The sequence below is a fragment of the Mesorhizobium sp. M2A.F.Ca.ET.043.05.1.1 genome (assembly GCF_003952445.1).
In the GTDB taxonomy this organism is placed as follows: domain Bacteria; phylum Pseudomonadota; class Alphaproteobacteria; order Rhizobiales; family Rhizobiaceae; genus Mesorhizobium.
Window position 1 is genome coordinate 3,180,345 of the sequence record NZ_CP034446.1, and the last position, 22,588, is coordinate 3,202,932.

25 protein-coding genes are annotated in these 22,588 nt (G+C 57.2%); 15 read left to right on the top strand and 10 right to left on the bottom strand.

The window, feature by feature from the left end:
• Positions 1–11: 11 nt before the first annotated feature.
• On the bottom strand, positions 12–752 hold the full coding sequence (locus tag EJ069_RS15740; RefSeq protein ID WP_126062072.1) for a hypothetical protein: 741 nt from the start codon (positions 750–752) through the stop codon (positions 12–14).
• 101 nt (positions 753–853) lie between these two features.
• Here EJ069_RS15740 and ligD point away from each other — a divergent pair, with 101 nt between their 5' ends.
• The gene (gene ligD, locus EJ069_RS15745; protein ID WP_126062073.1) at positions 854–1,813 is read left to right on the top strand and encodes a non-homologous end-joining DNA ligase; all 960 of its coding nucleotides are present in this window, start codon (positions 854–856) and stop codon (positions 1,811–1,813) included.
• Positions 1,814–2,027: 214 nt separating this feature from the next.
• Complete coding sequence (locus EJ069_RS15750) at positions 2,028–3,164, top strand: hypothetical protein (protein WP_126062074.1); 1,137 nt, start codon at positions 2,028–2,030, stop codon at positions 3,162–3,164.
• A 222-nt stretch (positions 3,165–3,386) separates the two neighbouring features.
• Here the strand turns inward: EJ069_RS15750 and EJ069_RS15760 are convergent, their stop codons facing one another.
• From EJ069_RS15760 to EJ069_RS15770, 3 genes are all read right to left on the bottom strand, one after another.
• Positions 3,387–3,683, bottom strand: coding sequence for a hypothetical protein (locus EJ069_RS15760; RefSeq protein ID WP_126062075.1), 297 nt, complete (start codon positions 3,681–3,683; stop codon positions 3,387–3,389).
• A gap of 322 nt (positions 3,684–4,005) precedes the next feature.
• Positions 4,006–4,239 (bottom strand): helix-turn-helix transcriptional regulator, encoded by a 234-nt coding sequence (locus EJ069_RS15765; RefSeq protein ID WP_126062076.1) that lies wholly within the window; start codon positions 4,237–4,239, stop codon positions 4,006–4,008.
• Between the two features lie 233 nt (positions 4,240–4,472).
• On the bottom strand, positions 4,473–4,769 hold the full coding sequence (locus EJ069_RS15770) for a helix-turn-helix transcriptional regulator (protein WP_348639371.1): 297 nt from the start codon (positions 4,767–4,769) through the stop codon (positions 4,473–4,475).
• Positions 4,770–4,886: 117 nt separating this feature from the next.
• Here EJ069_RS15770 and EJ069_RS15775 point away from each other — a divergent pair, with 117 nt between their 5' ends.
• The 6 genes from EJ069_RS15775 to EJ069_RS15795 all read left to right on the top strand — a co-directional run bounded on the left by EJ069_RS15775 (position 4,887) and on the right by EJ069_RS15795 (position 9,009).
• On the top strand, positions 4,887–5,615 hold the full coding sequence (locus EJ069_RS15775) for a hypothetical protein (protein WP_126062077.1): 729 nt from the start codon (positions 4,887–4,889) through the stop codon (positions 5,613–5,615).
• Positions 5,616–5,898: 283 nt separating this feature from the next.
• A complete protein-coding gene (locus tag EJ069_RS15780; RefSeq protein ID WP_245456591.1) occupies positions 5,899–7,284 on the top strand; it encodes a DUF3560 domain-containing protein in 1,386 nt (461 codons plus the stop codon).
• The gene (locus tag EJ069_RS15785) at positions 7,281–7,676 is read left to right on the top strand and encodes a hypothetical protein (protein WP_210211334.1); all 396 of its coding nucleotides are present in this window, start codon (positions 7,281–7,283) and stop codon (positions 7,674–7,676) included. The genes EJ069_RS15780 and EJ069_RS15785 overlap by 4 nt, the downstream gene beginning before the upstream one ends.
• Positions 7,673–7,885: a hypothetical protein gene (locus EJ069_RS33000; protein ID WP_210211335.1), complete on the top strand. Its 213-nt coding sequence runs from the start codon at positions 7,673–7,675 to the stop codon at positions 7,883–7,885. Before EJ069_RS15785 ends, EJ069_RS33000 begins: the two co-directional genes overlap by 4 nt.
• A 118-nt stretch (positions 7,886–8,003) precedes the next feature.
• Positions 8,004–8,558, top strand: a complete 555-nt coding sequence (locus tag EJ069_RS15790) for a hypothetical protein (protein WP_126062078.1) — start codon at positions 8,004–8,006, stop codon at positions 8,556–8,558.
• Positions 8,524–9,009 carry a hypothetical protein gene (locus EJ069_RS15795; protein ID WP_126062079.1) on the top strand — a complete coding sequence of 162 codons (486 nt, stop codon included), beginning with the start codon at positions 8,524–8,526 and terminating at the stop codon, positions 9,007–9,009. Before EJ069_RS15790 ends, EJ069_RS15795 begins: the two co-directional genes overlap by 35 nt.
• A 215-nt stretch (positions 9,010–9,224) precedes the next feature.
• On the opposite strand, the gene EJ069_RS33770 is transcribed toward EJ069_RS15795, so the two are convergent.
• Genes EJ069_RS33770 through EJ069_RS15810 form a run of 3 tightly spaced genes read right to left on the bottom strand, consistent with a single transcriptional unit; the run spans position 9,225 to position 12,129 of the window.
• Entirely contained in the window at positions 9,225–9,641 is a 417-nt protein-coding gene (locus EJ069_RS33770) for a DUF6527 family protein (protein ID WP_126062080.1), read from the bottom strand.
• The gene (locus EJ069_RS15805) at positions 9,641–11,026 is read right to left on the bottom strand and encodes a ThiF family adenylyltransferase (RefSeq protein WP_126062081.1); all 1,386 of its coding nucleotides are present in this window, start codon (positions 11,024–11,026) and stop codon (positions 9,641–9,643) included. The genes EJ069_RS33770 and EJ069_RS15805 overlap by 1 nt, the downstream gene beginning before the upstream one ends.
• On the bottom strand, positions 11,023–12,129 hold the full coding sequence (locus EJ069_RS15810) for a multiubiquitin domain-containing protein (RefSeq protein ID WP_126062082.1): 1,107 nt from the start codon (positions 12,127–12,129) through the stop codon (positions 11,023–11,025). The genes EJ069_RS15805 and EJ069_RS15810 overlap by 4 nt, the downstream gene beginning before the upstream one ends.
• A 95-nt stretch (positions 12,130–12,224) precedes the next feature.
• On the opposite strand from EJ069_RS15810, the gene EJ069_RS15815 reads away from it, so the two are divergent.
• Genes EJ069_RS15815 through EJ069_RS15825 form a run of 3 tightly spaced genes read left to right on the top strand, consistent with a single transcriptional unit; the run spans position 12,225 to position 13,377 of the window.
• A complete protein-coding gene (locus EJ069_RS15815) occupies positions 12,225–12,581 on the top strand; it encodes a helix-turn-helix domain-containing protein (protein ID WP_126062083.1) in 357 nt (118 codons plus the stop codon).
• Positions 12,582–12,595: 14 nt separating this feature from the next.
• A complete protein-coding gene (locus EJ069_RS15820) occupies positions 12,596–12,775 on the top strand; it encodes a hypothetical protein (RefSeq protein WP_126062084.1) in 180 nt (59 codons plus the stop codon).
• Complete coding sequence (locus EJ069_RS15825) at positions 12,772–13,377, top strand: hypothetical protein (RefSeq protein ID WP_126062085.1); 606 nt, start codon at positions 12,772–12,774, stop codon at positions 13,375–13,377. Before EJ069_RS15820 ends, EJ069_RS15825 begins: the two co-directional genes overlap by 4 nt.
• On the opposite strand, the gene EJ069_RS15830 is transcribed toward EJ069_RS15825, so the two are convergent.
• Entirely contained in the window at positions 13,374–14,636 is a 1,263-nt protein-coding gene (locus EJ069_RS15830; RefSeq protein ID WP_126062086.1) for a hypothetical protein, read from the bottom strand. The genes EJ069_RS15825 and EJ069_RS15830 overlap by 4 nt on opposite strands.
• A 979-nt stretch (positions 14,637–15,615) precedes the next feature.
• Between EJ069_RS15830 and EJ069_RS33005 the strand changes: the two genes are divergently transcribed.
• The 4 genes from EJ069_RS33005 (at position 15,616) to EJ069_RS15845 (ending at position 17,786) form a co-directional block, all read left to right on the top strand.
• Positions 15,616–16,146, top strand: a complete 531-nt coding sequence (locus EJ069_RS33005) for a nucleotidyltransferase (RefSeq protein WP_210211336.1) — start codon at positions 15,616–15,618, stop codon at positions 16,144–16,146.
• Entirely contained in the window at positions 16,112–16,519 is a 408-nt protein-coding gene (locus EJ069_RS33010) for a hypothetical protein (protein ID WP_210211337.1), read from the top strand. Before EJ069_RS33005 ends, EJ069_RS33010 begins: the two co-directional genes overlap by 35 nt.
• A gap of 25 nt (positions 16,520–16,544) precedes the next feature.
• Positions 16,545–17,087: an SLATT domain-containing protein gene (locus EJ069_RS15840; RefSeq protein ID WP_245456593.1), complete on the top strand. Its 543-nt coding sequence runs from the start codon at positions 16,545–16,547 to the stop codon at positions 17,085–17,087.
• Between the two features lie 426 nt (positions 17,088–17,513).
• Positions 17,514–17,786 carry a hypothetical protein gene (locus tag EJ069_RS15845; RefSeq protein WP_126062088.1) on the top strand — a complete coding sequence of 91 codons (273 nt, stop codon included), beginning with the start codon at positions 17,514–17,516 and terminating at the stop codon, positions 17,784–17,786.
• 43 nt (positions 17,787–17,829) lie between these two features.
• Here the strand turns inward: EJ069_RS15845 and EJ069_RS15850 are convergent, their stop codons facing one another.
• Together EJ069_RS15850 and EJ069_RS15855 are read right to left on the bottom strand one after the other, a co-directional pair.
• Complete coding sequence (locus tag EJ069_RS15850) at positions 17,830–21,300, bottom strand: YhaN family protein (RefSeq protein WP_126062089.1); 3,471 nt, start codon at positions 21,298–21,300, stop codon at positions 17,830–17,832.
• A complete protein-coding gene (locus EJ069_RS15855) occupies positions 21,297–22,562 on the bottom strand; it encodes a DNA repair exonuclease (RefSeq protein WP_126062090.1) in 1,266 nt (421 codons plus the stop codon). Before EJ069_RS15855 ends, EJ069_RS15850 begins: the two co-directional genes overlap by 4 nt.
• Positions 22,563–22,588: the final 26 nt, after the last annotated feature.

A 22,588-nucleotide genomic window follows, 5' to 3' on the forward strand; every position in this document is an offset into this window, starting at 1 on the left:
CGGCATCGAGACTATCGTCCGGATTGGCTGCGCAGCTCCGCGATCGTTGAAGGAGGCGGCGGGACCGGACGGGTGTCGCGGATTAAGATCGCGTGGTAGCGGGTGGCGTGACCGAATGCACCCCACTCGGCTTCTTCGCCTATCCCGTCAACCGCTCTTCCGGTGACTCCCTCATCGGGTCTTTGGAGCGAGTGCATAGCAAAAATAGTGTCAGTTCGCCCCTTGGCGAAAATGCGAAGCTCCTCCCGAAGCCGCTTTTCCTTCGCTTCGGCAGCTGCTCTAAACTGCTCGGCCCGATACCACTTTTTACTGGTCGTGTGCATTTGAAATACCAGAGCGCCAACCGCGCGGCTTGCGAACTTCGGTTGCATCAAAGCGAGGGTCGTCGAAATCTTTTCGAGATCGCCTTTCAAACGCGTGAGTTTCGACACTCCAATTTTGACCTCGACGATCGCCAAAGGGATGAGGTCACTTTCTACGACCGCCACATCGATCCTCTTCGAGCGAAGGAGTTTACTAGGCGCCGTTCCCTTGCTACGCGTCAAAGCGTTCACCAAGCTCCTGTTCAGGCACTCGACCTTGACTTGGAAGTGGCGCTCGATGAATTCGCGGGCGATATCGGCCGTGAGAAGATATTCCGTCCGCACCGCGCCGCCATGGTATTCGGTGGCTTGGCGTATCAAATCTGAGGTGCGTCTCACTCCTTTGGCAAGCGCCTCGAGAACTTCGTCTTCCTGCATCGCTCGGATCATCGGTTTCGGCCCTCCCAAGCCTGAGCCTTTCCACGATCGCCGCAAACACGCAACAACCAGCGAGGTCAGTTGAACCTTCCGAGTCAACTCGGAGTGGCATCATGTCTGAATTTACGCCGTGCCAACTCGCAACCCCTGCCCGCGAATTACCGTCAGGATCGAACTTTATCTTCGAGCCGAAGTTTGACGGCTATCGCTGCCAGCTTGTGATCAAGGACGGCAAACTGCGGCTTTTCACGCGCAACGGCCTCGATTGGACAGAGCGCCTCGGCCGCTCTCTGCCGGAAAGCGTCTGCGAGACGCAGGACTGTGCGTTGGATGGCGAAATCTGCGCGCTCGATCAGAACGGTCGGCCTGACTTCGGATTGCTGTGCAAAGCTCTTTCCAACAAAAGCGTGCCGCTCACTTACTTCGCGTTCGATCTGCTTGCCTGCTCGGGCGAAAGAATCACCTCCCTACCGTTGTGCGCTCGGAAAGAGCGCCTTGCGGAAGCCATCTCCTCCCTGGGCATTGAGAGCGTCAAACTTGTCGAGCACACCCTAGAGGGTGACGCGCTGGCCGAGAGTCTGAAGAATGCAGGTTGGGAAGGCGTCATGGCCAAGGATCATAACTCGCCATATCAACCGGGCGTCCGATCGCCGGCTTGGCGAAAGGTCAAGTTCACACGTCGTCAGGAGTTCATAATCGCCGGTTGGCGCCCCGATAAGAAAACGAACGCGGTGAAGTCGATAATTATCGCGACGATGGACGATGGCGCGCTTACGCCCCGAGGTAGCGTGGGCACCGGCTTTTCTGTTCCCCAACGACGGGAGCTAGCCGAGTTCTTTACGACATCCAGCTCACTTGGAGAACCTTTGGCTTCGCTTACCTTGAAGGGCGAAATCCAGTTGTTGCCGCCGAAACTCGTTGCCGAAATCGAATTTCTGGAATTGAGTTCGAACGGTTGCGTGCGGGGTGCAAGCTTCATCGGCCTACGAGAGGACAAAGCAGCAGTGGAAGTGCAGGATGAGGCGTTTGCCTGTGAACAGGTTGATGAAATCGCTCGGCCCCTTGCAGCGTAGCGAATGCGAACCGTCTGGTTGAAACCCTATTATTATTAGCAGATCTCCCCTAGACCTTCTCTAGATCTCCTCTGGACCTTCCCTATACCTTCCCACCAACACCCCAAGATCAAGACAACAACACCAACACCAACACCTTGACCAAAGAAAACAGAACTTCCATAAATTGCTGCCCCTTTTCATTGAACCTCCTATGTCACCGACAGGAGTTCAAATGGAAACGGCACTATCTCTCACCAATATCGAACCTACCTTTGGCAGCTCCGACCGAGCCCGAACCGTCTTCGAACGCCCCCTCGTTCATCCACCTCTGATCCCTGACTTTGTGCGCCGAGCCAAGCAGGTCTTCGTCTCCACGGATAACCGCTTCGGCGCCGCCGCCCGTCTCCTAAGCGCCTTGTGGCGCGAAGAACAAAAGCTCCCGATCGGCGCATTCATCGTGGGCACCAAGGGCGATACCCGAAGGATCAAGCTCGGGTCCCGAATATCCCCTGCGGCGGCCCGGGCCGGTGCCAACTTCATGACCAGCGACGTCACGGCCCTTGCCAAGGCCGAGCTCCTGTTTCGTGAACCGGGCTCCGTCTGGGACGAGGAGCGCCTATGGACAAATCTCCTTAGTTCTCAAGCACTTACGGTCAATCTCTGGGCTCCGATGGCCTTTGACCTCCACCTGGCCAGCGCCGTCTGGCAGACTCTCCTGCCCGGCTTCGTCCACAGCGTGACCCGCATTCGCTTCGAACACAGCCCGGGCCGCTTCCAGGAAAACTACTTCGGCGACGGCACCGCCTTCGACGTCCTGGCCGAGATCGTCACCCCCGAAGGTGAACCAGGCTTCGTCGCGGCCGAAATAAAATTCGTCGAAGAAATGTTGGCACCCGCCGCCCGCCACCGCGACCGATACGACGAAACCACGCGAGAATCCGGTCTCTATCTCGACCCAGAAGATCCGCTACTTAGGCGGCCCGGCTTCGAACAACTTCGTCGAGAACATGTGATGGCGCAACTGATGGTCGACAAAGGTGTCGCATCACGCGGGAAGTTCATCACAATCGTCCCACGCCTGAACCGGCGCGCGGTCGCATCTGGGGCAATTTACGCAGCGGAGCTACACGATCCGTCCGGCGACACGCAGCACGACGACGGGCGCGAGCGCGTGGGCTTCGAGGCCTTCACTCTCGAAGCCGTCATTCGTACAATCGCGGAAGCGGGCGAAGCCGAATACGCCTCACTGCTTTGGGCACGCTATTGCGACTTTCATCGCGTGGTCCGCCACGTAATGGAAACGATCGTGACAACGCCGACGGCCAACGACTTCAACCTAGCCAAGACCGAAACGGCGGAAGACGCCTGACTGCTGACGAAGTCCAAAAAAGCCTCCAGATCCAAAGCCGCCGCTAGGCGGCTTTGGACGGCTATCGGTCACGATCCAACGGCTTGAAACAAGTTTGTTCCTCAAAGAGTCGCGCTGCTGCCCGGCTGCAAATGCCGACGAAAGCGGGTAGTATGCGCATGACGCAGACGGCATTGCCGATTACGTCTGCCGGTCGCCTCTGTCCTTTAGGCCCGGTCGGCATTAGTCGTCCCGATATTTGGCGCAGATGGGGCATTCGTCGGCAGACTGATCAATAGCTTCCGCGATTGCGTCAATGAACTCTTCGCGTGTGCAACCCATGTCTCCCTGTTTCCATCGATTGGTGCCGATTGCGAAAGCATATGATCTCGCATCCGGGTCGCCATTGTCGATCACTATGTCTTCGTGAAGCTCACACCGAACGACCGCTTTCGCCTTGACGGCTACAGCCTCTGCCTCACCGGACAAAACAGCCTCTGCCTCACCGGACAAATCGGGGATATGATCATTCCAACCCATCGGGTTCTCCTCATGCTTTCCGGTAAGCGTATAGGCGGTTCGGCCTATTGGAGCAAACGGGGCGCAGCGGTTTCGCCTGCGCTTCAAATTTCAAACTGAGACACTACCCGCCGTTCCTCTTAACCCCGTCCCAAGCTGTCAGGAGCTCGGATCATAGCATTCCGACAATAACACTGCCTTTCGTCACCGACGGATGAGAACCCGCCGGAAGACATTCTTGTCGCAGCAAGGCTGGATTTGGTGATCGTGCGTTAGGTGTGATTGTCGAAATGCAACTATCCGACGCCGGACGGGAAAGCGAAAGGCCGCCCTGGACCGGTCGTTAGTCCGGCTGACCTTTGTGTTGTTGGAGAGGTGTAAGAAGATCGAGATAGCTGACCCCGAGCGCCTCGGCCAGTTCATAGACGGTGATAACAGTGGGGTTGCGCTTGCCGCGTTCTAAGTCACTCAGGTACTGCTGACTAAAGCCCGATCGGGCCTCCACCTCTTCTTGGGTGAGACCCTTTTCACGTCGAAGGCGAGCGAAATTGTCGCCGACCAGAGCGCGCATATCCATGCCGCACTGGGTTGCGGAATTCGTCGCGTAAAAGTATCAACTATAATATGTATTTGCTCGCCCGCTCGAACGATCGCCAAGCTCTCATGGACGCAATGCCGACGATGCTCGGTTGAACCTTGGACGATGCCCAACAGACTGAGGAAACAAAATGAACTCCAAACAATCATGTGCGTCCTGCACGGCACGTCCAGGATCTGGGGTCCGGCAAACCGGCCAAGCTTTCTAAGAGTTCAACTGTGGCCGCGTGCGCGTCGCCCACTACGCAAGGGTTTTGGGGGCTCCTCCCCTGGAGCAGGCTGCCTAAACAATTCGGCCAGCCCAACACCGAGAGCCGCAGCCAGCCTATCCATCAAATCCAGGGATGGATTTTCGGTCTGCCGCTCGATCCCGCCCAAGTAGGCCCGATCGATTTCAGTGTCCGCCGCGAGCCTGTCCTGAGACATGCCTTGAGCGACCCGTATCCGCCGCAAATTCCAAGCCAGAACCGCCCTTCCCTTCATGGCAGCAAAGACGCAGCTTGCCGCCATTCAAACCAGTGTCTATAGCCATCATATTTCCTTTTTCACCTTGGGGAACTGATCATGGGACTGACTCGAAAGCACCCTCACGCTGCTCCAGTCGCCGTAGTTCGGAGCGTGCTGACTATGATCGTTTGTATCGGGATCGGTGGAGTGCTGTTTGCTTTGAAGCCTGGCCTCGCGTCGACAATACGAGAAATGATGCACATCCCGAGAACCATGCCATCGTACATTTCTGATCAAGTCGCGCAGAGCGACGAAAACGAAGAAGAAGAGAACCAAGTCGTGCCGGGTGTTTCGCCTATCTTCATGGAGAAGCTCTCGGCGATCACCCAAAGCTCCTCCTCCCCGGATCAAAAACTCGCGGAAATTACCGCCCTCGTACAATCCTATGGCTGGCCTTCAACCCCTCCGGCCATCCAACAAGTTGTAAGTGCGGCGCGGGATAAGATTTTAGCGGAGAAGGCAAACGCGGCTGAAGGCGAAGGCGCCACAACCACGGGCCCAGATATACCAACAACTACCTCAGCGCCCGTATCGGAACGAGAAGCCGAACAGGCGGGTATATTCTTTCAGTTTTCCCTGCGGTTCTACGTGGCAAAATATTGCGCCGACCACGACGCGTTCTTCACATCGGATGAAGTAGACCGATTGCAAGCCACGTTAAAGGAAACATTCGCGACGATGGATTTGTCGCAACAACGAAAAGACGAGATTTGGAAAACGATCCAGGAACGTGCACCCGCGCAGCTATCCGACATGACCGAAGGGGAATGCGCGACCGAGAAACGTGCCTACGCACTTCTGTGGCCCCAGGTGTTCGCTCCGTCCGACCCGGTCCAGAACCCGTTCTAACAACGCGACCCCGCTCGGCCGACACGTTCATACGACACATAGATCCTTCGTCCCTCAGTCCTGAATTGGCCTTCTGTTCCAAGCCGACTGCGGCCAACCGTGTCCGATAGCTGCGCAGCGCAACGTCGGTCCTATCTCGCGTATCGCGACCCGCAGAGCTGACGCGCTCCTGCGCGAGAGCGCTCCAAGGCTGAGTCAGGTAAACTTCCTAACCCATTGAACGAACACCGTTCTACTTCCGCAACCGCTCGGCTGAAGTGCGTCTGTTGCGCGCGGGCGGACCATGTCTGAACCACAGTTCCTGACCAGCGAGATCGCCATGATAATCAGCGCAACCTATTCCCCTGAAGACAACAAGCTTCGCCTCTATCCTTCAGCTCGCCTGGATGCTGAGACCTACCAGCGCGTCAAGGACGCTGGCTTCGTCTGGGCGCCAAAACAGGAACTCTTCGTTGCCCCAAAGTGGTCTCCTGCGCGAGAGGATCTGGCCATCGAATTGGCCGGTGAAATTGAACCGGAAGAGATGACTCTCGTGGAACGCGCGCAAGCGAAAGCTGAACGGCTCGACGAACTCGCAATCAAGCGCCATCGCCAGGCGAACGCATTCCAGCGCGCGGCGGAGGATCTGTCCGAGGCGTTCGCTTACGGACAGCCAATCCTGGTCGGTCACCATTCGGAACGCAAAGCGCGAAAAACCCAGGAGCGCATGCAGGCCGCCATGACCAATGCCAATAAGGCCCAGAAGCTGGCAAATTACTGGCTCTACCGCGCCGAAGGCGTCCAACTACACGCCAACTACAAAAACGACCCTCGCGTGCGGGCCAACCGCATCAAAACTCTGCTTGCCGACCTGCGCGACATGCAGCGTGAGATCAATCACGCTTACCTCACATTCGCGATGTGGGAGAAGGTTACCGAGGACGAAACCATCAAGGTCGCAATCGGCCGCAGCATACCCACGGGCCAACTCGCTCCTTGGGATCTTTGGGGCAAGGTCGAGAGAGGCGAGGTGTCACCGCAGGAAGCGCGGCAACAGTGCATTGACGCCGCACAACGATCGCTTTCCAGCGACAGGCGCCGCCGCTACATCGAACACACCCTCAACCGGCTCAGCTACGAACGCGAACTGCTCGGGCCGGTGCGTCGATACGAGGGTGAGCTCACACCGGTCATCCTACAAGCCTTTGCTCGCGAGCACGGGGCGCACAAGCCGCAGGCGCGTGCGATTGACGCCAAGACCTTCATCCTGGAAAGCGAAGCCACCCTGCCACTCCACCTCGCCAACGACACTGAACTTTCCCTGTCTGCGGAGGAATGGCGGGACCTGATGCAGTCCGTCGGCTACGAGGTCCCGCAAGAGAGAGATGCGCTGCCGCCTATTTTGAATCTCAACGCAAAGGCACTCCGGTCGCGGCATCGCTATCACCGCGATCAGATACAGACGTTTCCCGTGGTCGAGATGACCAAGTCGAAATATGCCCAGTTTCATCTTGAACAACGCGGGGTGCGGCTTTCGCTCTGTGGCGACTTCCGTTTCCGTATTTGCATCAACCCGAAACATGAGCCGCGTTACCTGGCACCCTTCGTGGCCGTCTTCTTCACCGACGCAAAAGCCCATCCGGCGCCCCACAGCGTGGCGGTTCTCGAAAATTCGGATGACACGCAATGAAGCGCGCGGTGTATGCCCGTCCCAACAAGCCGATGCGGATCTCAATCAAACACCGCGACGGCTTCGGCAAGCTTCAGCCCATTCGGGTCGTTGAACCGGTGATCGTCGACAAGTTCACCGAATGCCACGTCACCCCGGACGATGTGGCGGCCCGGATGGTCGCATACCTTGGGCCGCAGGGCGACTTCCTCACGCTAGAGCCCAGTCCGGCACGGGCCAACTCTCAAAGGCGTTACTGGCGTCCGGCCACAGTCCGCATGAACTCACGCAGGTTGAACGACACACCGAGCTCGCGAGCGGACTTCACCGCTTCGGCCCAGTCATCAACCGGTGTTTTCTCGAGTGGGCTGCAGAGGTCGAAGGACGGGTTGAATATCCGCGCATCATCATGAATCCGCCCTTCAGTGAGGTCCGCAAACACATCGCGGCAGCACTGACATTGCTCGGACGCGGCGGTCACGAGGCGCACGCGGTCCTTGTCGCGTTGGTCCCCACTACCTTCGTACACCCCAACGCCGAGACGCTCGAAATCCTCCCCACCGACACTTTCGCAACGGCCAAGGTGCACACCAAAATCATCAGGATTACCAAGCCCAACTAACGCCTTCGGCCCACTCCACGCCGCATCTTGCCGTCGCAGCCCGCAAGCATTCCGCAGATCGTGCCAGTGCCTGCTCACGCTATCGAAGCACCGATCGGCCTTTTAAGAGGAGCCTTTGATGAAATTCAGGGTCTACCACGCCTACGACGAGAATCGACACGGCACCGCATCCATCGTGCGCGCCACGCAAGATGAAATCGACGATTACTTTTGGAAGGACGCATTCGACCATAGTGAACACCTCGACGCCGACACCGTGGAAGAACTCAAGGCTCTCTTCAACAACGACGTCTCCGAGGCGATGGCGAGTTGCCGCCCCTACACTTCATGGAGCATCGACACCGACGGAATCGACATAGCACCAACGGTCCCCAAAGATGCAATCGAAGCCGCGCGGACCGCGGTGGAGGCCTTGGCCTTCGCGCGCGACTGCCTAAGGCAGCTGGCGCGCCGCGTGCCGCGAACAAGACTAGGCTTGCACTCTCCTCAGCCAAAGGCGCGGCCCGCCACGCTGAAAATCGTTCATACGACCAAGTCAGCCATTTCGGCCAACTGGCAGCCAAGCACGACGCCGCGATGGCTGCCGCACGGAGGGCGCGGGAACGCGATTGGCACAACCTCAAGGCAGAGGGCAAAATATGATGGTCGACTCTTCAAGGCAGGCATGGGTTGACGCGGTCGCAGCTGGCGAAACCACTGACAGCTTCCTGGATTGGTGGGCCGCCCGGGAGCGTAAAGCATTGGCGGAAGATGAGGACGGCCCGGAGACGATTGAGTTCTCGCTCCGCATCGGCGTCACCACGCGCGCCTTCTACGAAATCGAGTTCGAGGCCGAAAGCTTGGAGAATGCTAGAGAGCACGCCGCTATGATCGATCCCGCGGAATATCTTGCCCACTTTCCGGAAGGCATCGAAGGTGACCAGATCGGTTATCTACGGCAGAGCGACGATTTCACCGGTGACGACATCGAAATCGACCTTCGCGACGAAGGGGAACCGTTCTCGTGGGAAGCCTGTGAAATTGTCAAAAAGCTCGCCGCGCTGTCTGGCCAAGATCCAACGGGAGACGGCGTTTGCGCAATCGTTCGCCAGCTGATCGCCCGCGCACACCGCTCATGCGTATAATCCCAAATGCGATGCAAGACCGCCCCCCTGCACGGCTCCGTCTATGGGGAAATGGAAGGCAGGCATTGCGGATGGAGCGTGGTGCGTCCCCACAATGCGTCTCCGGCGATGCGTCTCCGGCGATCTTACGCATTCGATAGCGCGGTGGTGAAAACGCGCCCATGGTTTTTTGGTCACCAAGCCCGCCTGGTGCCGCTGAGCGCTTCCCACGAGGCTCAGGTGCTTGGCAGAGACACATCCCAGGTGTGGGGTTGCTCATCGGGAGTGCACCAATGGATCTGACCCCGAGTTATCCAGAAATGTGAACGGCATCCCTCGGCCAACCAGACGGAGGGGCTCAGAGTGGGATGGTTCCCATCATCAACCCGCAGTCTCCATCGGGGTCGCACTTCATTGAGAAGCATGAGCTCAACACGTCGCTGGCAACCGCAGGGGCATAGCATACCGGCTACCCACAGTTGGCCGCCTTCTCGTGCTACTGCGATATCAAAATCTGGCAGCTCCTTCGGTAGCTCATCGGATTCATAGAAAACGACTTTGCGAGCGGCAGGTGCTGGAGCGAATTTCTCGCCGGCCGGCTGATAGGGCCGTACAAACCACGACTTAATTCGTTTCCAAAGCCGCTTGAACATTATGCCTCCAAGAGTGGCAGACCCAGCAGAGGGGCCGTTAAGCCTCGGCCCGCCACACCAAATTCATCAACTGGGAAGGTATCCTCGGAGAACCTTTCTTCCTCTCCGTCTGCCAGTGCGAACAAAGTGCGAGCTGCTGATCGATTAGGTTCGTGCCTGAACGGAAACATCCTGGCGACAAACTCCAGCATGGCGCTGCTGGCGGCGCGCATGTTCAACGATATGACGGAGGGGGCTTCTTCCAAAGTTCCCTTGATGTACCCCTCCTTCAATTCCTGGGCGTAGGCGTCAGGGTCTGCCCGAGCCAAGTATTCGGCCCTTAGCAGTGCTGGCGTGAACACCTGTCTGGACCCTAGCGTAGAGCCAAATGGCTGCACATAGTCGATTCGGCCCATCAGTTCCGCTATCGCCGGATTGCCATTGCGTTGTCGCCGAGTGGGAATGGTCACGCCCATGTCGATCAACGGAATCACAAATGCTTGGGCGATCAGATCAACAAAATGACGCCCCTCGGCTGAGTCCACGCAGGAGAACAGAATGTCGCACGATGCCGTAGCAAGGACGGCCTCTCGCGTCATAATCGAGGTTGGGACGAGTTGCAGCAGAATTTGATCTCGATGTCGGCTGATTTCGCGGGAAACGGCGTTCACCTTAAGTTCCCCGCCGATCGCGTCTTCTAAACTCGATCCAAGAATACGGTTTAAATTCCGGTGCTCGATTCGATCGAAATCGACCAAGGTCAAAGCCCCGAAGCCCATCCGAGCCGCCTGCTCGGCGATGATCGAGCCGGTTCCGGAGACACCGATAACCCCCGCCCGAAGTTGAGCCAATTCGTTGGTCATGCCCGAGCCGAACGCCATCACTGCCGGCCTCTCCGGCTGGTCGTCTTTCCAATGAAGAATATCATCTCCAACGACCGTGACGTCAGGGATCGGCGTGGATCTCATGGTCGGGTCATAGAGTCTGGCGCGAATCCGCCCGCTGGCGACCATGATGGCCGAGCCGTGGCCAGCCGGCGGCGGTTCGCCGGACCAGCCTCCAAAGAGACTTCCAATAGCACTCTGATCACTGTCATCATCGACACCAGAAAACTCCAGAAAGCCTCCTGGATGCGAATGGATCAGGATCAGAGAACAGCACTCGTCTTCTGCCCGGTCCATCGCCGCGGACAGTCGCGCGCCGGGCCAGGTGATGAAGTCAGGCCTACGGATCTTGCATTCATCGTTTGGAATTAACAGCACGTCAAAGACTAGAAGCTTGGCGCGGTGCGGAGACAGATCACGGCAGAATAAAACAGCGGCAGCCTCATTCCCGTCTCCTAAAAGATGCTTTTTCAGCATCTGATGGTGAAATCCCGACAGGGATAGGCTGTAAGAATCAGTCACGGCTCAACCTCTCGCACCAGCGAGGTGTCAATAAGCGTCAGGTGGGTCAGAATGCTATCGCGCATAGGTCTCCATGGCGCGGTCGGTCCCCTGTGGCGGGACCACCGCTGGAATTTTATACCGCGGATATCTTGAACGACCTGGGTCTGTTCAATGATTCGCCCACTCGTCAAGTTGAGCGCCGGAAAGCAATAAAACATGTCCAGTTCAGCGGATGGATAACTGCTTGGGATTTCGATCGCTACCGTGGTCTCGGCAACGTTATAGCCAGCAGGAAGTTTGTAACCTTTGAGCAGGAGCCAACGTCTGGCCCCATCGACGAGCGTGTCATAGGGAAGCTGACGCCTTGTTAGACCGTCCTCATCAGACTTGAGGAGTTGAAACTCACGCTTGCCACCCTCTCTCGCCAGCTCGCCATTATTCACGTCGCGTGGGGTAAGGCGCAGTTTCTCGATGCCGGGCTCACGCAGGTCGATCCGGTCATCTGTCGACACGTTACGGCGCCCGCTGGCGGTCTTTAGTACAATAATCCAATTTTGCTCAGGATCGAAACCAGCTTCCTGCATTGCCTGGCGCACAGTAATTTCCGGTTCCGAAAACTCAACCACCACCCCTTGAACGTTGATTTTCCACGTTTGCTTGCTGGCGTAGACTTGTTCGACGCCGAGTTCAGCCAGGGAGAGATCTGAACCAGTCTCAAGCACCTCGTCGGGAACGTCCTTCCTCCTGACGTAAAGGGTCGACGATGCCTCGACGTTGCCTAGTTTCCGAAGAATCTCTTCAGAGATCTTACCTCGTGGCCAGACTAGCGAATGGTCTTCGAGCTTGAACCGGAACAGACGATCGGTTTTCGAAACGATAAAGCGGGCGGGAGCGGGTCCCGAAATCAACGCATTTTCATCAGGCCGGACTTCCTCTATATCGCCTGAGGCTAACCATTGAAGCACGACGTAGTCACTGCGCGGCGTGACGTTGCAAAGCGCCAGAATCTGCTCTCCCGTCGGGGTTACGTCGGTGAGGCTGATGGGACGGAAATTCAGATCGACGTCCGCCACCTGGATGAACGTGACATTTCTAGGCAACTGATTAGGCTCGTCAGACATCCTAAGCCTCCCTTGCGAATGGAGTTTTCGATTGCAGAAGTGCAATTGCTGTCCTATGTAACGCTAGGACCCGTCGATTGCAAGAGTGAAATTGGATGTCGAAACCGGAATTCAAGGCTAATGAATTCTATGCCGCCCTGGAACGTGTGCGATTGGTACGGCGTCTGAACTGGAAGCAGGTTGCCGAGCAATCTGGCGTGAGTGCTTCCACGCTGACAAGAATTGCCCAAGGCAAGCGCCCCGACGTCGATAGCCTTGCAGCTTTGGTGAACTGGTCCGGGCTAAGCGCCGATGCCTTTGTTGCGCGAGCCGATCAAGTTGGGAAGAGAGTTCAACCTCTGTCCGACATAGCTAACGTCCTCTACTCCGACTCGACTCTCAGCGAGGACGGGCGGGCCACTATGATGGACCTCATCACGGCGGCATACCTCCGCCTGAGCAAGAACAATTAGCCCGGAGGCAAAGCATGGACAAAGAACAGCGCCAGGCGATCAAGGACATGTTGGCTAAACGCTCGGAAGCCAACACCCAATCGAAAAAACAGGCGACCAAATGGCTCATCGATGAGGGCCTGCTCACCACAAAAGGGCAGCTGAGAGCTCAATATGGCGGCGAAGACGAATCTGAGAAGACGAAAAGGAAGTGAGCCAGATTCGCACCGGCTTCGTTCTGGGCTATCACGGCTGTGACAAGTCTATTGCGGATGCCGCCATCGCAGGTGGCAAGCTAAAATCAAGCGCGGAAAAATACGATTGGCTAGGTCCTGGCGCGTATTTTTGGGAGGGCGATCCACGTCGAGCGCTCGAATGGGCTCAAGATCGTCATAAACGTGGAAAGATTAAGCACCCGGCGGTGCTCGGGGCCGTGATCGACCTTGGCAACTGCCTCGATTTGACCACGCGAGACGACCTTGAACTTCTGAAGGACGCGTATGCGTCCTTGAAAAAAGGCTTCGATGCCGCGGGCAAGAAGCTCCCCGAAAACAGCAATCCTCCCAAGGGCGGAAAGGACAAACTTCTCCGATATCTGGATTGCGCGGTCATTGAACACCTTCATGAAAATATGAAGGCACATAGCGATGAGCTTTCCGGCGATGCGTTTCCTAGTATTCGGCCGTTTGATACCGTGCGCGGTCTTTTTCTAGAGGGGTCAGAAATTTATCCAGGCGGGGGATTTTTCACTCATACCCACACGCAAATTGCCGTCCGAAATGAGCGCTCTATCATCGGTTATTTCCGCCCGGCTTAATATTGCGCCTTGGGCGAGCGAAATCGGGGGTTGAGCTCAAGATCGAAATAATGCTTTCGTTTGACCCATATGAAGCCTTCATTCTTGGTGAGGATAGCGACGTCGATAGGGCCACCGACGGTCTCGATCTCGGTCGAATACCGCCGTTTGCGGGAGGTAAGCTCCACCAGGGAATATGCAAGCTCGCCAAGCTCCTTCCTCGACATGTGGTTTACAACTGAATTGAGCTTCGCCTCGGCGCTATCTTTAAGTTCGCTCAGCGACTGACGGAGGGTTGTCAGCGTCTCATCTACCAGCGCGGCACTGTTGCCGGTTGCATTCCCGCCTAAGCGTTCGACTAGCGACCCCACCACATCAGACATCAACTCCTGCAGCCCTCGTTCGAACGTCCGATCGATGCCGTGGATGAAACGCTCAGCCATGTCTGTCTGTGCAAATGGTACGATCCTGGACGTAGGTCCGGCACGGTCAATGTCAATCGACAGGGAGTTCAATGTCCTGGCCTGTCCAAAGTAAACCCCATCAAGCTCCACTGATTCCAGCGACGGAAACAAGTCATCGCTGCCCAATCCGGCAAACACCAAACCCGTGTATGCCTGAGAACGTGTCTCCGACTTCAATAGGCAGAACATTAGCCTTCCGATTCCGATAAGCACGGACTCTGCGATCTCCTCCATCGTTGTCTTGAGCCCCGCTTCGACGGCAGTCCGTATCTCGCTCTCAAACTGCCCCATGAACGTTTCGAACGTAACGTCCTTCATGAAAGCCTGATTCTTGAGAGGTATTTTTTTCAATTCCGCAATACGGTTTGCTATCACCCCCTCAGCGATCCGTCTCAGCGTCGCTGGCCGCTTCTTTTTCCTCGCAAGAAGCGCGTTGATTTTTTCGTTTAGTACGGTCTTGTTTATTGTCGCTATCTCGGAGTTCAGAAGCAGCTGAAAGTGCTCCATCCGATCTGTTTCCGAGGCTTTGAAACCCAGGAGAAATCGTTCAAATTCCGACCGGGCTTGCGCAACCACACGAAACGCGCCCAAGGTCAGCGTTTCGCGGTAGCGCCTAATCAGCACCTCCAGCGGAACGTTCATGAAGGTAGCATTGTTGTATATCATCAGACCGATAGGCTGATATCTGGTCAATTCAAAAATCTTCTCGGCCGAATCGAATGTCTTTTTGCCAGACTCGGAGCCGACCAGTGTCAGGACACTGTCAGCCGCAAGCGCAACGGCACTCCGGTTGAGGATAGCAATTTCGGCTGTCACTTCTTCCCCCTAAATACCCGCAGTAAGCCTGCCGGCATCCTACTTCCCACCTTCTGAACTCTTCAGTGGGCTTACCCGAGTGGAGATATGGTTTGTCGACGTTACCAATGCAACTAGGGTCGACGTCTTTCTTTCGCGGTCGAGCTGGAAAAGCAGCTGCACCGTTGCTTGTGAGTGGGATGAGCCCGGAACCCACTTCGTTAGGTTCACTCTAAAGTGGTTATCACTTTCGGAAGTTTTCTTACTCTGCACAGGTTTTGACGACTAGTCCCCGTCAGCCGCTGGGGTTGTAGTGGTCGGGCTCGCAGCTCCCCGACGCATCAGCGTTCGCTTGGCGCCTCGACGAGGGCAGCGGCTTGGTTGCGATGTGACAGCGTAGGTCAAGGTAAGAGGCGTAACGATGACAAGGAGCAGGGAAATGAGCAAGCCAATCGACGGACGGATCGATTGTTACGATCCCCAATTCTCCGCCACAATCGTAGTTTGATCGTGAGCCAAGTCCGGGCGCTGATCAGTTCCCTCGGTCCCTCAAAACATGGCTGTGACGTTGGGGCTGCTGCGTTCGTCCGGGCATTCGAACTAACGAAAGAAAAAAGCTTGCCCGCCGAGCCATACCCGCACAGGTTCCAGCTACTTCCAGATTAACGGGCGGCTCTGCAGCGAGCGTTGCCGCTAGAGATCACCGCTTTCGTTACATAAAAGCCTTGTCACAGGGCATGCCCCGTAGCGCTCAGCAGGGCATGAACGCACCATCGCCTGTTCGGAAGTGAGAGCGGCGAGCGAATAATCTCACCCCTTGAAGCCGCGACTTCCGCCCACGCTGAATCATTCTCCTGGGTAATCCAGCCCTGGTGGTAGTGACGGCGCAAGAACTAGCGCCCGTTGGCCACGTAATATTCCGGTTGAATGAGCACGGAAGCTATTGCGCGGAAAGCATATAGATCCCATTTCTCGACGGGTTGTCATGAGGTGGATGGGGATGGGCGTATCTGACGAGTTTTACAACTTCCGAAATAACTACAATATCGGAACCGACCTGATCAGTTCAATCGCACAACGGTACCGGCGAATCACTACGCGCCTAAATACAGATTTCTGGAACACCGATTCCAGCTCGGCCCACAGTCTCTATGTAGGCTCTTACGGTCGCGACACCGCCGCGCGGGGAATCAGCGACCTCGATATCGGTTTCCAGCTCCCCTATGCAGAATACGTCAGATACAGCGCATATCAGGGCAACGGCCAGTCCGCACTTCTCCAAGCCGTGAAAAACTCCCTCCTCAAAACCTATGGCTCCAGTAAGGTGGGCGGCGACGGTCAGGTTGTCGTCATCTCCTTCACGGATGGGATCACTTTTGAAATCCTCCCCTATTTCAGCAACACGGACGGTTCCTGGACTTTTGCCGATTCCAACGAGGGCGGTGTCTGGCGGGAGTGCAATCCTCGGGCAGAAATGAACGCTGTCCAGATACGCAATGAACGCTGTCCAGATACGCAACACGGCAGTTAACGGCAATCTGAAAGCTCTCTGCCGCATGATGCGGGTCTGGAAAGACCACAATAGCGTGCCGATGACCGGAGCTCTGATAGACGCGCTCGCCTATCAATTCATCGAAACTTGGGGGTATCGGGACAAATCCTACGCCTACCATGATTACATGGCCCGGGATTTCTTGAAATATCTCTATGTCCTCGACCGAGAGAAAACCTACTGGCGCATGCCGGGAAGCGGCTCCTACGTCTACAAGACGGGGGTGTTCTGGTTGAAGGCGCTCACGGACTACAATATTGCCGTCGAGGCTTGCAATATACAGACCGACGAAAAGGCCGCACAGCGCCGCGCGAAATGGAGGTCCGTCTTTGGCACAACCTTCCCAATCTGATCCGCGGTACCAGCTCGAGAGCCAAGTGCGCGAGTGCTACGGCCGTTGCGCATACACCCACAAGATCCACGAGAAGATGGCCGAACGGCTTGCCGACCATCAACGGTATGCGAAGTGGTTCAACATCATCCTGTCCGCGCTAATCGCCGGCGGCGCGGTGACAACCGTTTTCAGAGCGGAAACCGGGCTTTTGCAATACGCGGAATACGCGACCCTAGTGCTTTCCATTCTCAGCCTGATCTACAACGCTTACCAGAAGGATCTAGACCCCGGTGCCCTCGCGCAGCGACACAGGGAAACCGCGTCTGACATCTGGAATGTGCGGGAGTCTTACCTCAGCCTGATAACCGACACGCTCAACTCGGCGGTGCTAATCGACGACCTGCGGAAGCAACGTGATGAACTGCAAACCGACCTCCACGAAATCTATCGCGCCGCACCCTTCACGGACGGGAGGGCGTATAGGAAGGCACAGGATTCCTTGAAAGACAACGAGGAGCTTATGTTCTCCGACAAGGAAATCGACGACATGCTCCCGACCACTTTAAGGCGCTCGAACAGAGCTTAGCCGACCTCGCAAAGGGCACGGTCAGAGCCGCAACACCAGTTCAGAGCAAAGAAACCAAGCTAGGCCCGGGCGTTTAACAACGGTTGGACCTTCAGCCAACGAACTTTGCCGTCGAGCACCGTCATCGATGTCGCTTGCACCCGTAGGTTGGGCTCGTCGACCGAATACCTGCTTCTTGGAACGGGGCGATCTAAATTGTCCGACGAAATGAGACGCGAAGCAGGCCTTGCGTCTAAGATCGGAAGCCGACGGCTTGGCTCGGGAAGATTTCGACAAAGCTCCCCCATGGTTCGCGTGGCTGTTCGCTTTACCAAGACGATGGCTCGAATGGACTCAAACCAGCGGAGCCGACCATCGACATTAACATTTGTAGATGTCACTCCATCTCTCTATGCGTAGCGTGCGTGCGGGTGGAGATATCTGGAATTGGATCCCTTCAATAGGCTGGAAGCGCTGATCGAAACCGGCGGCGTCGATGCGGTCGACCAAGCTCGCGCTTTGCTGAATTCTTTCGCTGGTAGCACGGAAATTGGTACCCAGGCCGTCGACGAATTTCTGATCGACATGATGACTTTGTCTTTCCTAGCGGAGAGCGGCCGAGAATCGCTGCAAATCTCAGTTCGCCGCCTGGCTCGTCTCAGACTGTCCAGGGTAAAGCTATTACTCGGAGTGACTAGTCGGCAGATCCGGCAGTTTTAGCTGCGCTTGACATCGGCCTTTGACGGCCACGTGTGGCAAGTCCCTATTCGAGCGGGTGAATGGTCGCCTCAGGCACAACCGCCTTAGCGATTTCGCATAAATGCTTGTGGTGCGTTAAATAGATCACTTGCCCTATGCCGGCCATTTCGCCGAAGAGCCTGAACACTTCTTCGGATCGGATATGGTCGAACGTCTCCATAATGTCATCGGCGACGAATGGAACCGCTTGTCGGAACTGCGCGAATTCGTAGTATCCAGCGAGTCTCAGTGCCAGATAGAGCTGAAATCGCGCACCCTTCGATAGCGCATCGGCGACCTTGGATTGGCCGTCGCGCTGCATCGCGATCAGAACCTCGCCGCCTCTTACAGGCTGGGTCGTGAGGCCCGTATACTGGCCTTGGGTTATCAGGGTGAACGCTTCCGAGGCCCGCGCCATCATTCCTGACCGATGGCGCTCACGATAGGCGCGTAAAGCGTTACCCGCCGACATGATGCCGAGCTTGAGTTCGATATAGCGTGTCGCTGTCTCTTCGATCTCTAGCACAATGGTGCGACGCTCGGCGTCAAGACGGGCGACAGCGCTGTCGCCTCCAATGTCGTCAATCTTGTCCGCCGCGCGCGTTTGTCGGATCAACTGCTGTCGGAGGGCGCCGTCGAGCTGCTGGAGCCGCTGCTCGCCTTGCGCCTTCTCGATCGCCAGGCTCTCGAAGTCGGTCTCTTCAAGCACCGCGCGGGCCTGCTCAAACTTCTCCAATGAAAGTTCGGCCGCCACGCGATCCTCAAGCTCGGCCACGCTAGTCCGCAAGCGATCTCTCTCGCGCAGCAACTCGTCTCGCTGCGCCACATCGGTCAATGTGTCGACCCCAAACGCGATCAGCACTTCATTCTTGCGGCGCTCATGGATCGAAGTCTCGTTATCGAGTACGTTGCGTTCGCCTTGCAGGCGTTTGAGATCGGCTAGCAGAGCTGCCTTGGTGTCACGCGCCCTTGCAGCGCGATCCAGGCGTTCGGCAATGCGAACTGCTAACTGCTCCGCCTCTTCATCCGTCGTTTTCTCTCCCACGTCTGCTGCGATCGACCTGACCTCGCTGAGGAAACCCGTTCTGTCATCTTCCATTTTGTCAATGCGCAGCTGGAGAGCGTCTCGCTCCTGCACGCTTTTGGCCAGGTTACTCAATTGCTCGAGCACGGTGCTTAAGCCGGATGCGGAGACGCCATTTTCGAGCCAGGTTCCCTTAAGCGTCTCGCCTATCGTGGCGAGCCACTCCTCCTCGCGCCGCTCAGCCATGGCGAGAGCACGACGTCTGACGGCAAGATCCTCTTCCCTGCCATTCACTGTCCTTTGCGCCTCAGCGTATTCTGCGTCTAACTTGCGCTGTCGCTCCAGAAACAATTCCGCCAGTGCCATAGCGGCTTCAAGCGTATCCTCAGGCGCCGGTGCTATTCCGACGCTGGTCAACGCCCTGATAAGTTCCAGCCGGATTTCCTCGCCTGCTTCCGCAGCGCGTTCTGCCTTCTTGCGAGACAGCTCGATCTGCCCCCATGCAGCGAGCGCATCAGCGCGGACCTCAACTCGATCCTCCAAACGCTCAATCAAGCGCTCTAGCGACGGCTCGACTAGGTGGCCTAGCAGCTGACCGCCGACCCGACGGACTTCAGCCGTTTTGGCTTCAAGGTCGAGGCCCATTTGTGCGTGTTGCTGGCGCAAACGAGACAGATCCGCCGAAGCCTCGGCAAGCGCCCTGGTCGTTGAGCGCAGTTCCGCTAAATGCGACGCATTCGCCAAGCGACCTAGGCCAACACCGTCGTCGCGGGCGAGCGCTAGAGCAAAGTCGTCAGCTGTGTCGATCGTCAGCGCCGCCCTATGCGTCTCCCAAGCTGCGTCACGGGTGCGCCGGCTCGCTGCCGCGGCTTCGTCGTCAGCCACGTCACTTGACGCTCGAAATGCGTCCAGTCGTGCCGCAAGTTTCGCGGAATTGCTCTCGCATTCAGCAAGACGCTCGGCGAGGACGGAACGGGCTTTGGCCAAATCTGTTGCCGCCGTCTTCCAGGATGCGATCTGCCCTGCACTCGGAACCGTCATGCTAGCCAGCGCACTAGCATCGCCGGCCCATGGCCCGAGCTCAGCCCGTAACTCCTCCCATCGGATTCCTGCTGCGTCTTCCTCTTCGCGGGCCGCCTTGATTTCGGCGAGATGACTGCTGGCTCGGGCCTTCGATAACGCTGAACCGAGCTTGGCCCTCACGGACTCCGGCACAGCTCTATCTTCCCCGACTCGCTCTCTAGCTGATTGAAGCGCATCGAGCGCAGCCGCGACTTCGTCTTGCGCAGCGCGCACCGCGGTGGCGATACCAGACCGCTGCTCAATCATTGTACGCAAGGTTCCCACCGTCGCGGCGGGCAAAAGTAGCTTCCCCGGATCTCGTTCGGAAGTGCGCCCCAGCGCGCTTAGGCAAGTTGCGACGGTATTGTTGAGGATTTGCAGCTGGACATTGCGTGTGGGCAGATCAAAGCCGGCCGACGAAAAGCGCACCCTGCTCTCTGCCAAGTTCCGGACGCGCTCGGAGACACTCAAGATCAGCTCGTCCACTTCCGTGAACGCAATGCTCGCCGTCAGACGCTCAACTTCGCCGACAATGCCGGCCAAGCGCGTTCTGAGGCTCGCATCGTCATCGATTAGCTCAGCTATCGAGCCTGTCCACGTCCGCGTTGGTGAAGGGGTCTGCGGTAACGCCTCCAACTGCACGATCTTGCGCCGAATATCCGCCAGCATCGGTCGCGCGCGCTCGAACTGTGCGATCGCCTCGAGCCGCGCCACCAGAACCGCCCGTTCGTTGACTATGCTCTCGTACTGCTGTGCCGCTTCTCGATGTTCGGACTCTAGCCCTTCATAGGTCGAAGCCAGCGTGTCGATTTCGTCCCTGCGACTCTTTAGGTCGGCCAGCCGCTTCTTGAGCAGCGCAATCTCCGTGCCTTGGGCCTGCTTGCGATGCAGCGCGTCGGCCTCTGCCTCCAACGCATTCAGCTTTTCGGTCGCATGTCCAAGTCCAGCACTGGCGGTGAAGAGCAGCTTGCCGAGATCGCCGCGCGACTCCAGGATTGCCTCTCCGCCGGCCTCCAACGTATCATCATCCAACGAAAACATCGTCTCGTAGGCATCGCGAGACAGGCCGGCAAGATGTGCCGTGATCGCCATCTCGCTGACCGGCTTCCCGGTCGCGTCAAGGAGCGAATTATTCCGCTGTTTCGTGCGGGTGAATGCTTGCTCCACACCTTGCAATTCGAGCACCGCGCCGAGCCGCATGGCGCTGTACTCGTGAATGAAATTGTATTTGCTGCGCTCCTCAATTCCGAACAAGAGGTCGAGGAAACCGGCAAGTGCGGTCGACTTGCCAGCTTCATTGAGGCCAAACACCACATGAAGATCCGGCCCAGATGTCGGCTTCGGCCCGAAATCGATCGTCCGATCAGTGAACTTCCCATAGCGAATGAGGTCAAGGCGTCGCAGTCTCATGACGACGCTCCGGCCTTGAGACGGGCGATGACCTGATCAATACCCCTGGCCAGCGCTCTATCAAGGAAGAGGTCGAGCTCGGCTTCGCTCTTACCAGCAAAGTCCCGCCCTTCCGCCGGCAGTTCGGCAACCGTCTTTTGAATGAACGCTCTCGCTTCGGAGCGGAACGCGTCCGACGCGGCGTCGCTATGCATCGACGCGGCGAGTTCGTAAGTCGGATCAGCAATGTCCCCGGCTGCATCGTCGCCCCCTGGCGAAACTACGTCGAGATCGAGCTTCTCGATCCAGGTGTCACCGAGTTGCCCAGCCACCTGTTGCGCCTCGGCTAGAAGTAGGTCCTTGTCACGAATGAGCTTCCACGACAGCGGCGACGCTCCGTTCAAATTCAATCGAGTCAGAACGTGCCGCGATCGGACATTGGATCGCAGCTCTTCAAGCGCCGCGCGGATGCGCATGACGACCTCTGGCCACTCAACGGTTCCAGTGAGATCGACGCTGAGACGTTCGAATTGCGCGACGCTGGTCAGCCTCTCCTCGATCTCAACGGAACCGTCATCACGTATGGTCACAAGCGTTGCCGATTTCTCGCCGGCCTCATTGATATCCCTGCCCTGGGGAATACCCGGCATCACGACCGTCGCGCGTGCCCCTGGATAGACTTGGCGAACATGGATGTGCCCAAGCGCCCAGTAGTCGAAACCATGATTGTGCAAGTCGGCAATGCTGCAGGGTGCATAAACGTCGTGACCGGGGGAGCCCGCCAGGCTGGTGTGCATGATACCCACATTGATCGCGCCGTCTCGAGCTATCGGGTACTTGGGCAACAGGCCTTCTGGCGCCTTAGGGTGCGCGAAGCTCAGTCCATGGAAAGCTACGTCGAGACCGCCAGAAGTCAGCAATACCGATTGAGCGCGGCCGCCGAAGATAGTCACGCTGTCTGGAAACACGAGCTGCTTTGAGATGCGCGACAAGGCATCATGGTTGCCACGGATCTTGAAGACCCGGATACCCGCCTGGTGCAGTCGTGCAATCTGTGTTGCCACGAATCGCGCGGTCTTCATCGAAGTTTGTTCGCCATCGTAGAGATCGCCAGCAATGATCAGCGCATCCACCCGTTCATCAAGACACAAATCCACTATCGAAATGAAGGCTTGGCGGCTGGCGTCGCCCACGAGCTCCGCGAGTTCGAGATTTCGCAGCGCTAGCGAGCGCAGCGGTGAATCCAGATGGACGTCGGCCGTGTGAACAAATCGAAACGCCATTCAGCCTCCAGCCAAGGACAGACCTC

Bases quoted from the DNA above. Each gene is read 5' to 3' on its own strand.
- EJ069_RS15740 (WP_126062072.1), bottom strand. From the start codon at position 752: ATGATCCGAGCGATGCAGGAAGACGAAGTTCTCGAGGCGCTTGCCAAA.
- ligD (WP_126062073.1), top strand. From the start codon at position 854: ATGTCTGAATTTACGCCGTGCCAACTCGCAACCCCTGCCCGCGAATTA.
- EJ069_RS15750 (WP_126062074.1), top strand. From the start codon at position 2,028: ATGGAAACGGCACTATCTCTCACCAATATCGAACCTACCTTTGGCAGC.
- EJ069_RS15760 (WP_126062075.1), bottom strand. From the start codon at position 3,683: ATGGGTTGGAATGATCATATCCCCGATTTGTCCGGTGAGGCAGAGGCT.
- EJ069_RS15765 (WP_126062076.1), bottom strand. From the start codon at position 4,239: ATGGATATGCGCGCTCTGGTCGGCGACAATTTCGCTCGCCTTCGACGT.
- EJ069_RS15770 (WP_348639371.1), bottom strand. From the start codon at position 4,769: ATGGCGGCAAGCTGCGTCTTTGCTGCCATGAAGGGAAGGGCGGTTCTG.
- EJ069_RS15775 (WP_126062077.1), top strand. From the start codon at position 4,887: ATGATCGTTTGTATCGGGATCGGTGGAGTGCTGTTTGCTTTGAAGCCT.
- EJ069_RS15780 (WP_245456591.1), top strand. From the start codon at position 5,899: ATGTCTGAACCACAGTTCCTGACCAGCGAGATCGCCATGATAATCAGC.
- EJ069_RS15785 (WP_210211334.1), top strand. From the start codon at position 7,281: ATGAAGCGCGCGGTGTATGCCCGTCCCAACAAGCCGATGCGGATCTCA.
- EJ069_RS33000 (WP_210211335.1), top strand. From the start codon at position 7,673: ATGAATCCGCCCTTCAGTGAGGTCCGCAAACACATCGCGGCAGCACTG.
- EJ069_RS15790 (WP_126062078.1), top strand. From the start codon at position 8,004: ATGAAATTCAGGGTCTACCACGCCTACGACGAGAATCGACACGGCACC.
- EJ069_RS15795 (WP_126062079.1), top strand. From the start codon at position 8,524: ATGATGGTCGACTCTTCAAGGCAGGCATGGGTTGACGCGGTCGCAGCT.
- EJ069_RS33770 (WP_126062080.1), bottom strand. From the start codon at position 9,641: ATGTTCAAGCGGCTTTGGAAACGAATTAAGTCGTGGTTTGTACGGCCC.
- EJ069_RS15810 (WP_126062082.1), bottom strand. From the start codon at position 12,129: ATGTCTGACGAGCCTAATCAGTTGCCTAGAAATGTCACGTTCATCCAG.
- EJ069_RS15815 (WP_126062083.1), top strand. From the start codon at position 12,225: ATGTCGAAACCGGAATTCAAGGCTAATGAATTCTATGCCGCCCTGGAA.
- EJ069_RS15820 (WP_126062084.1), top strand. From the start codon at position 12,596: ATGGACAAAGAACAGCGCCAGGCGATCAAGGACATGTTGGCTAAACGC.
- EJ069_RS33005 (WP_210211336.1), top strand. From the start codon at position 15,616: ATGGGCGTATCTGACGAGTTTTACAACTTCCGAAATAACTACAATATC.
- EJ069_RS33010 (WP_210211337.1), top strand. From the start codon at position 16,112: ATGAACGCTGTCCAGATACGCAACACGGCAGTTAACGGCAATCTGAAA.
- EJ069_RS15850 (WP_126062089.1), bottom strand. From the start codon at position 21,300: ATGAGACTGCGACGCCTTGACCTCATTCGCTATGGGAAGTTCACTGAT.
- EJ069_RS15855 (WP_126062090.1), bottom strand. From the start codon at position 22,562: ATGGCGTTTCGATTTGTTCACACGGCCGACGTCCATCTGGATTCACCG.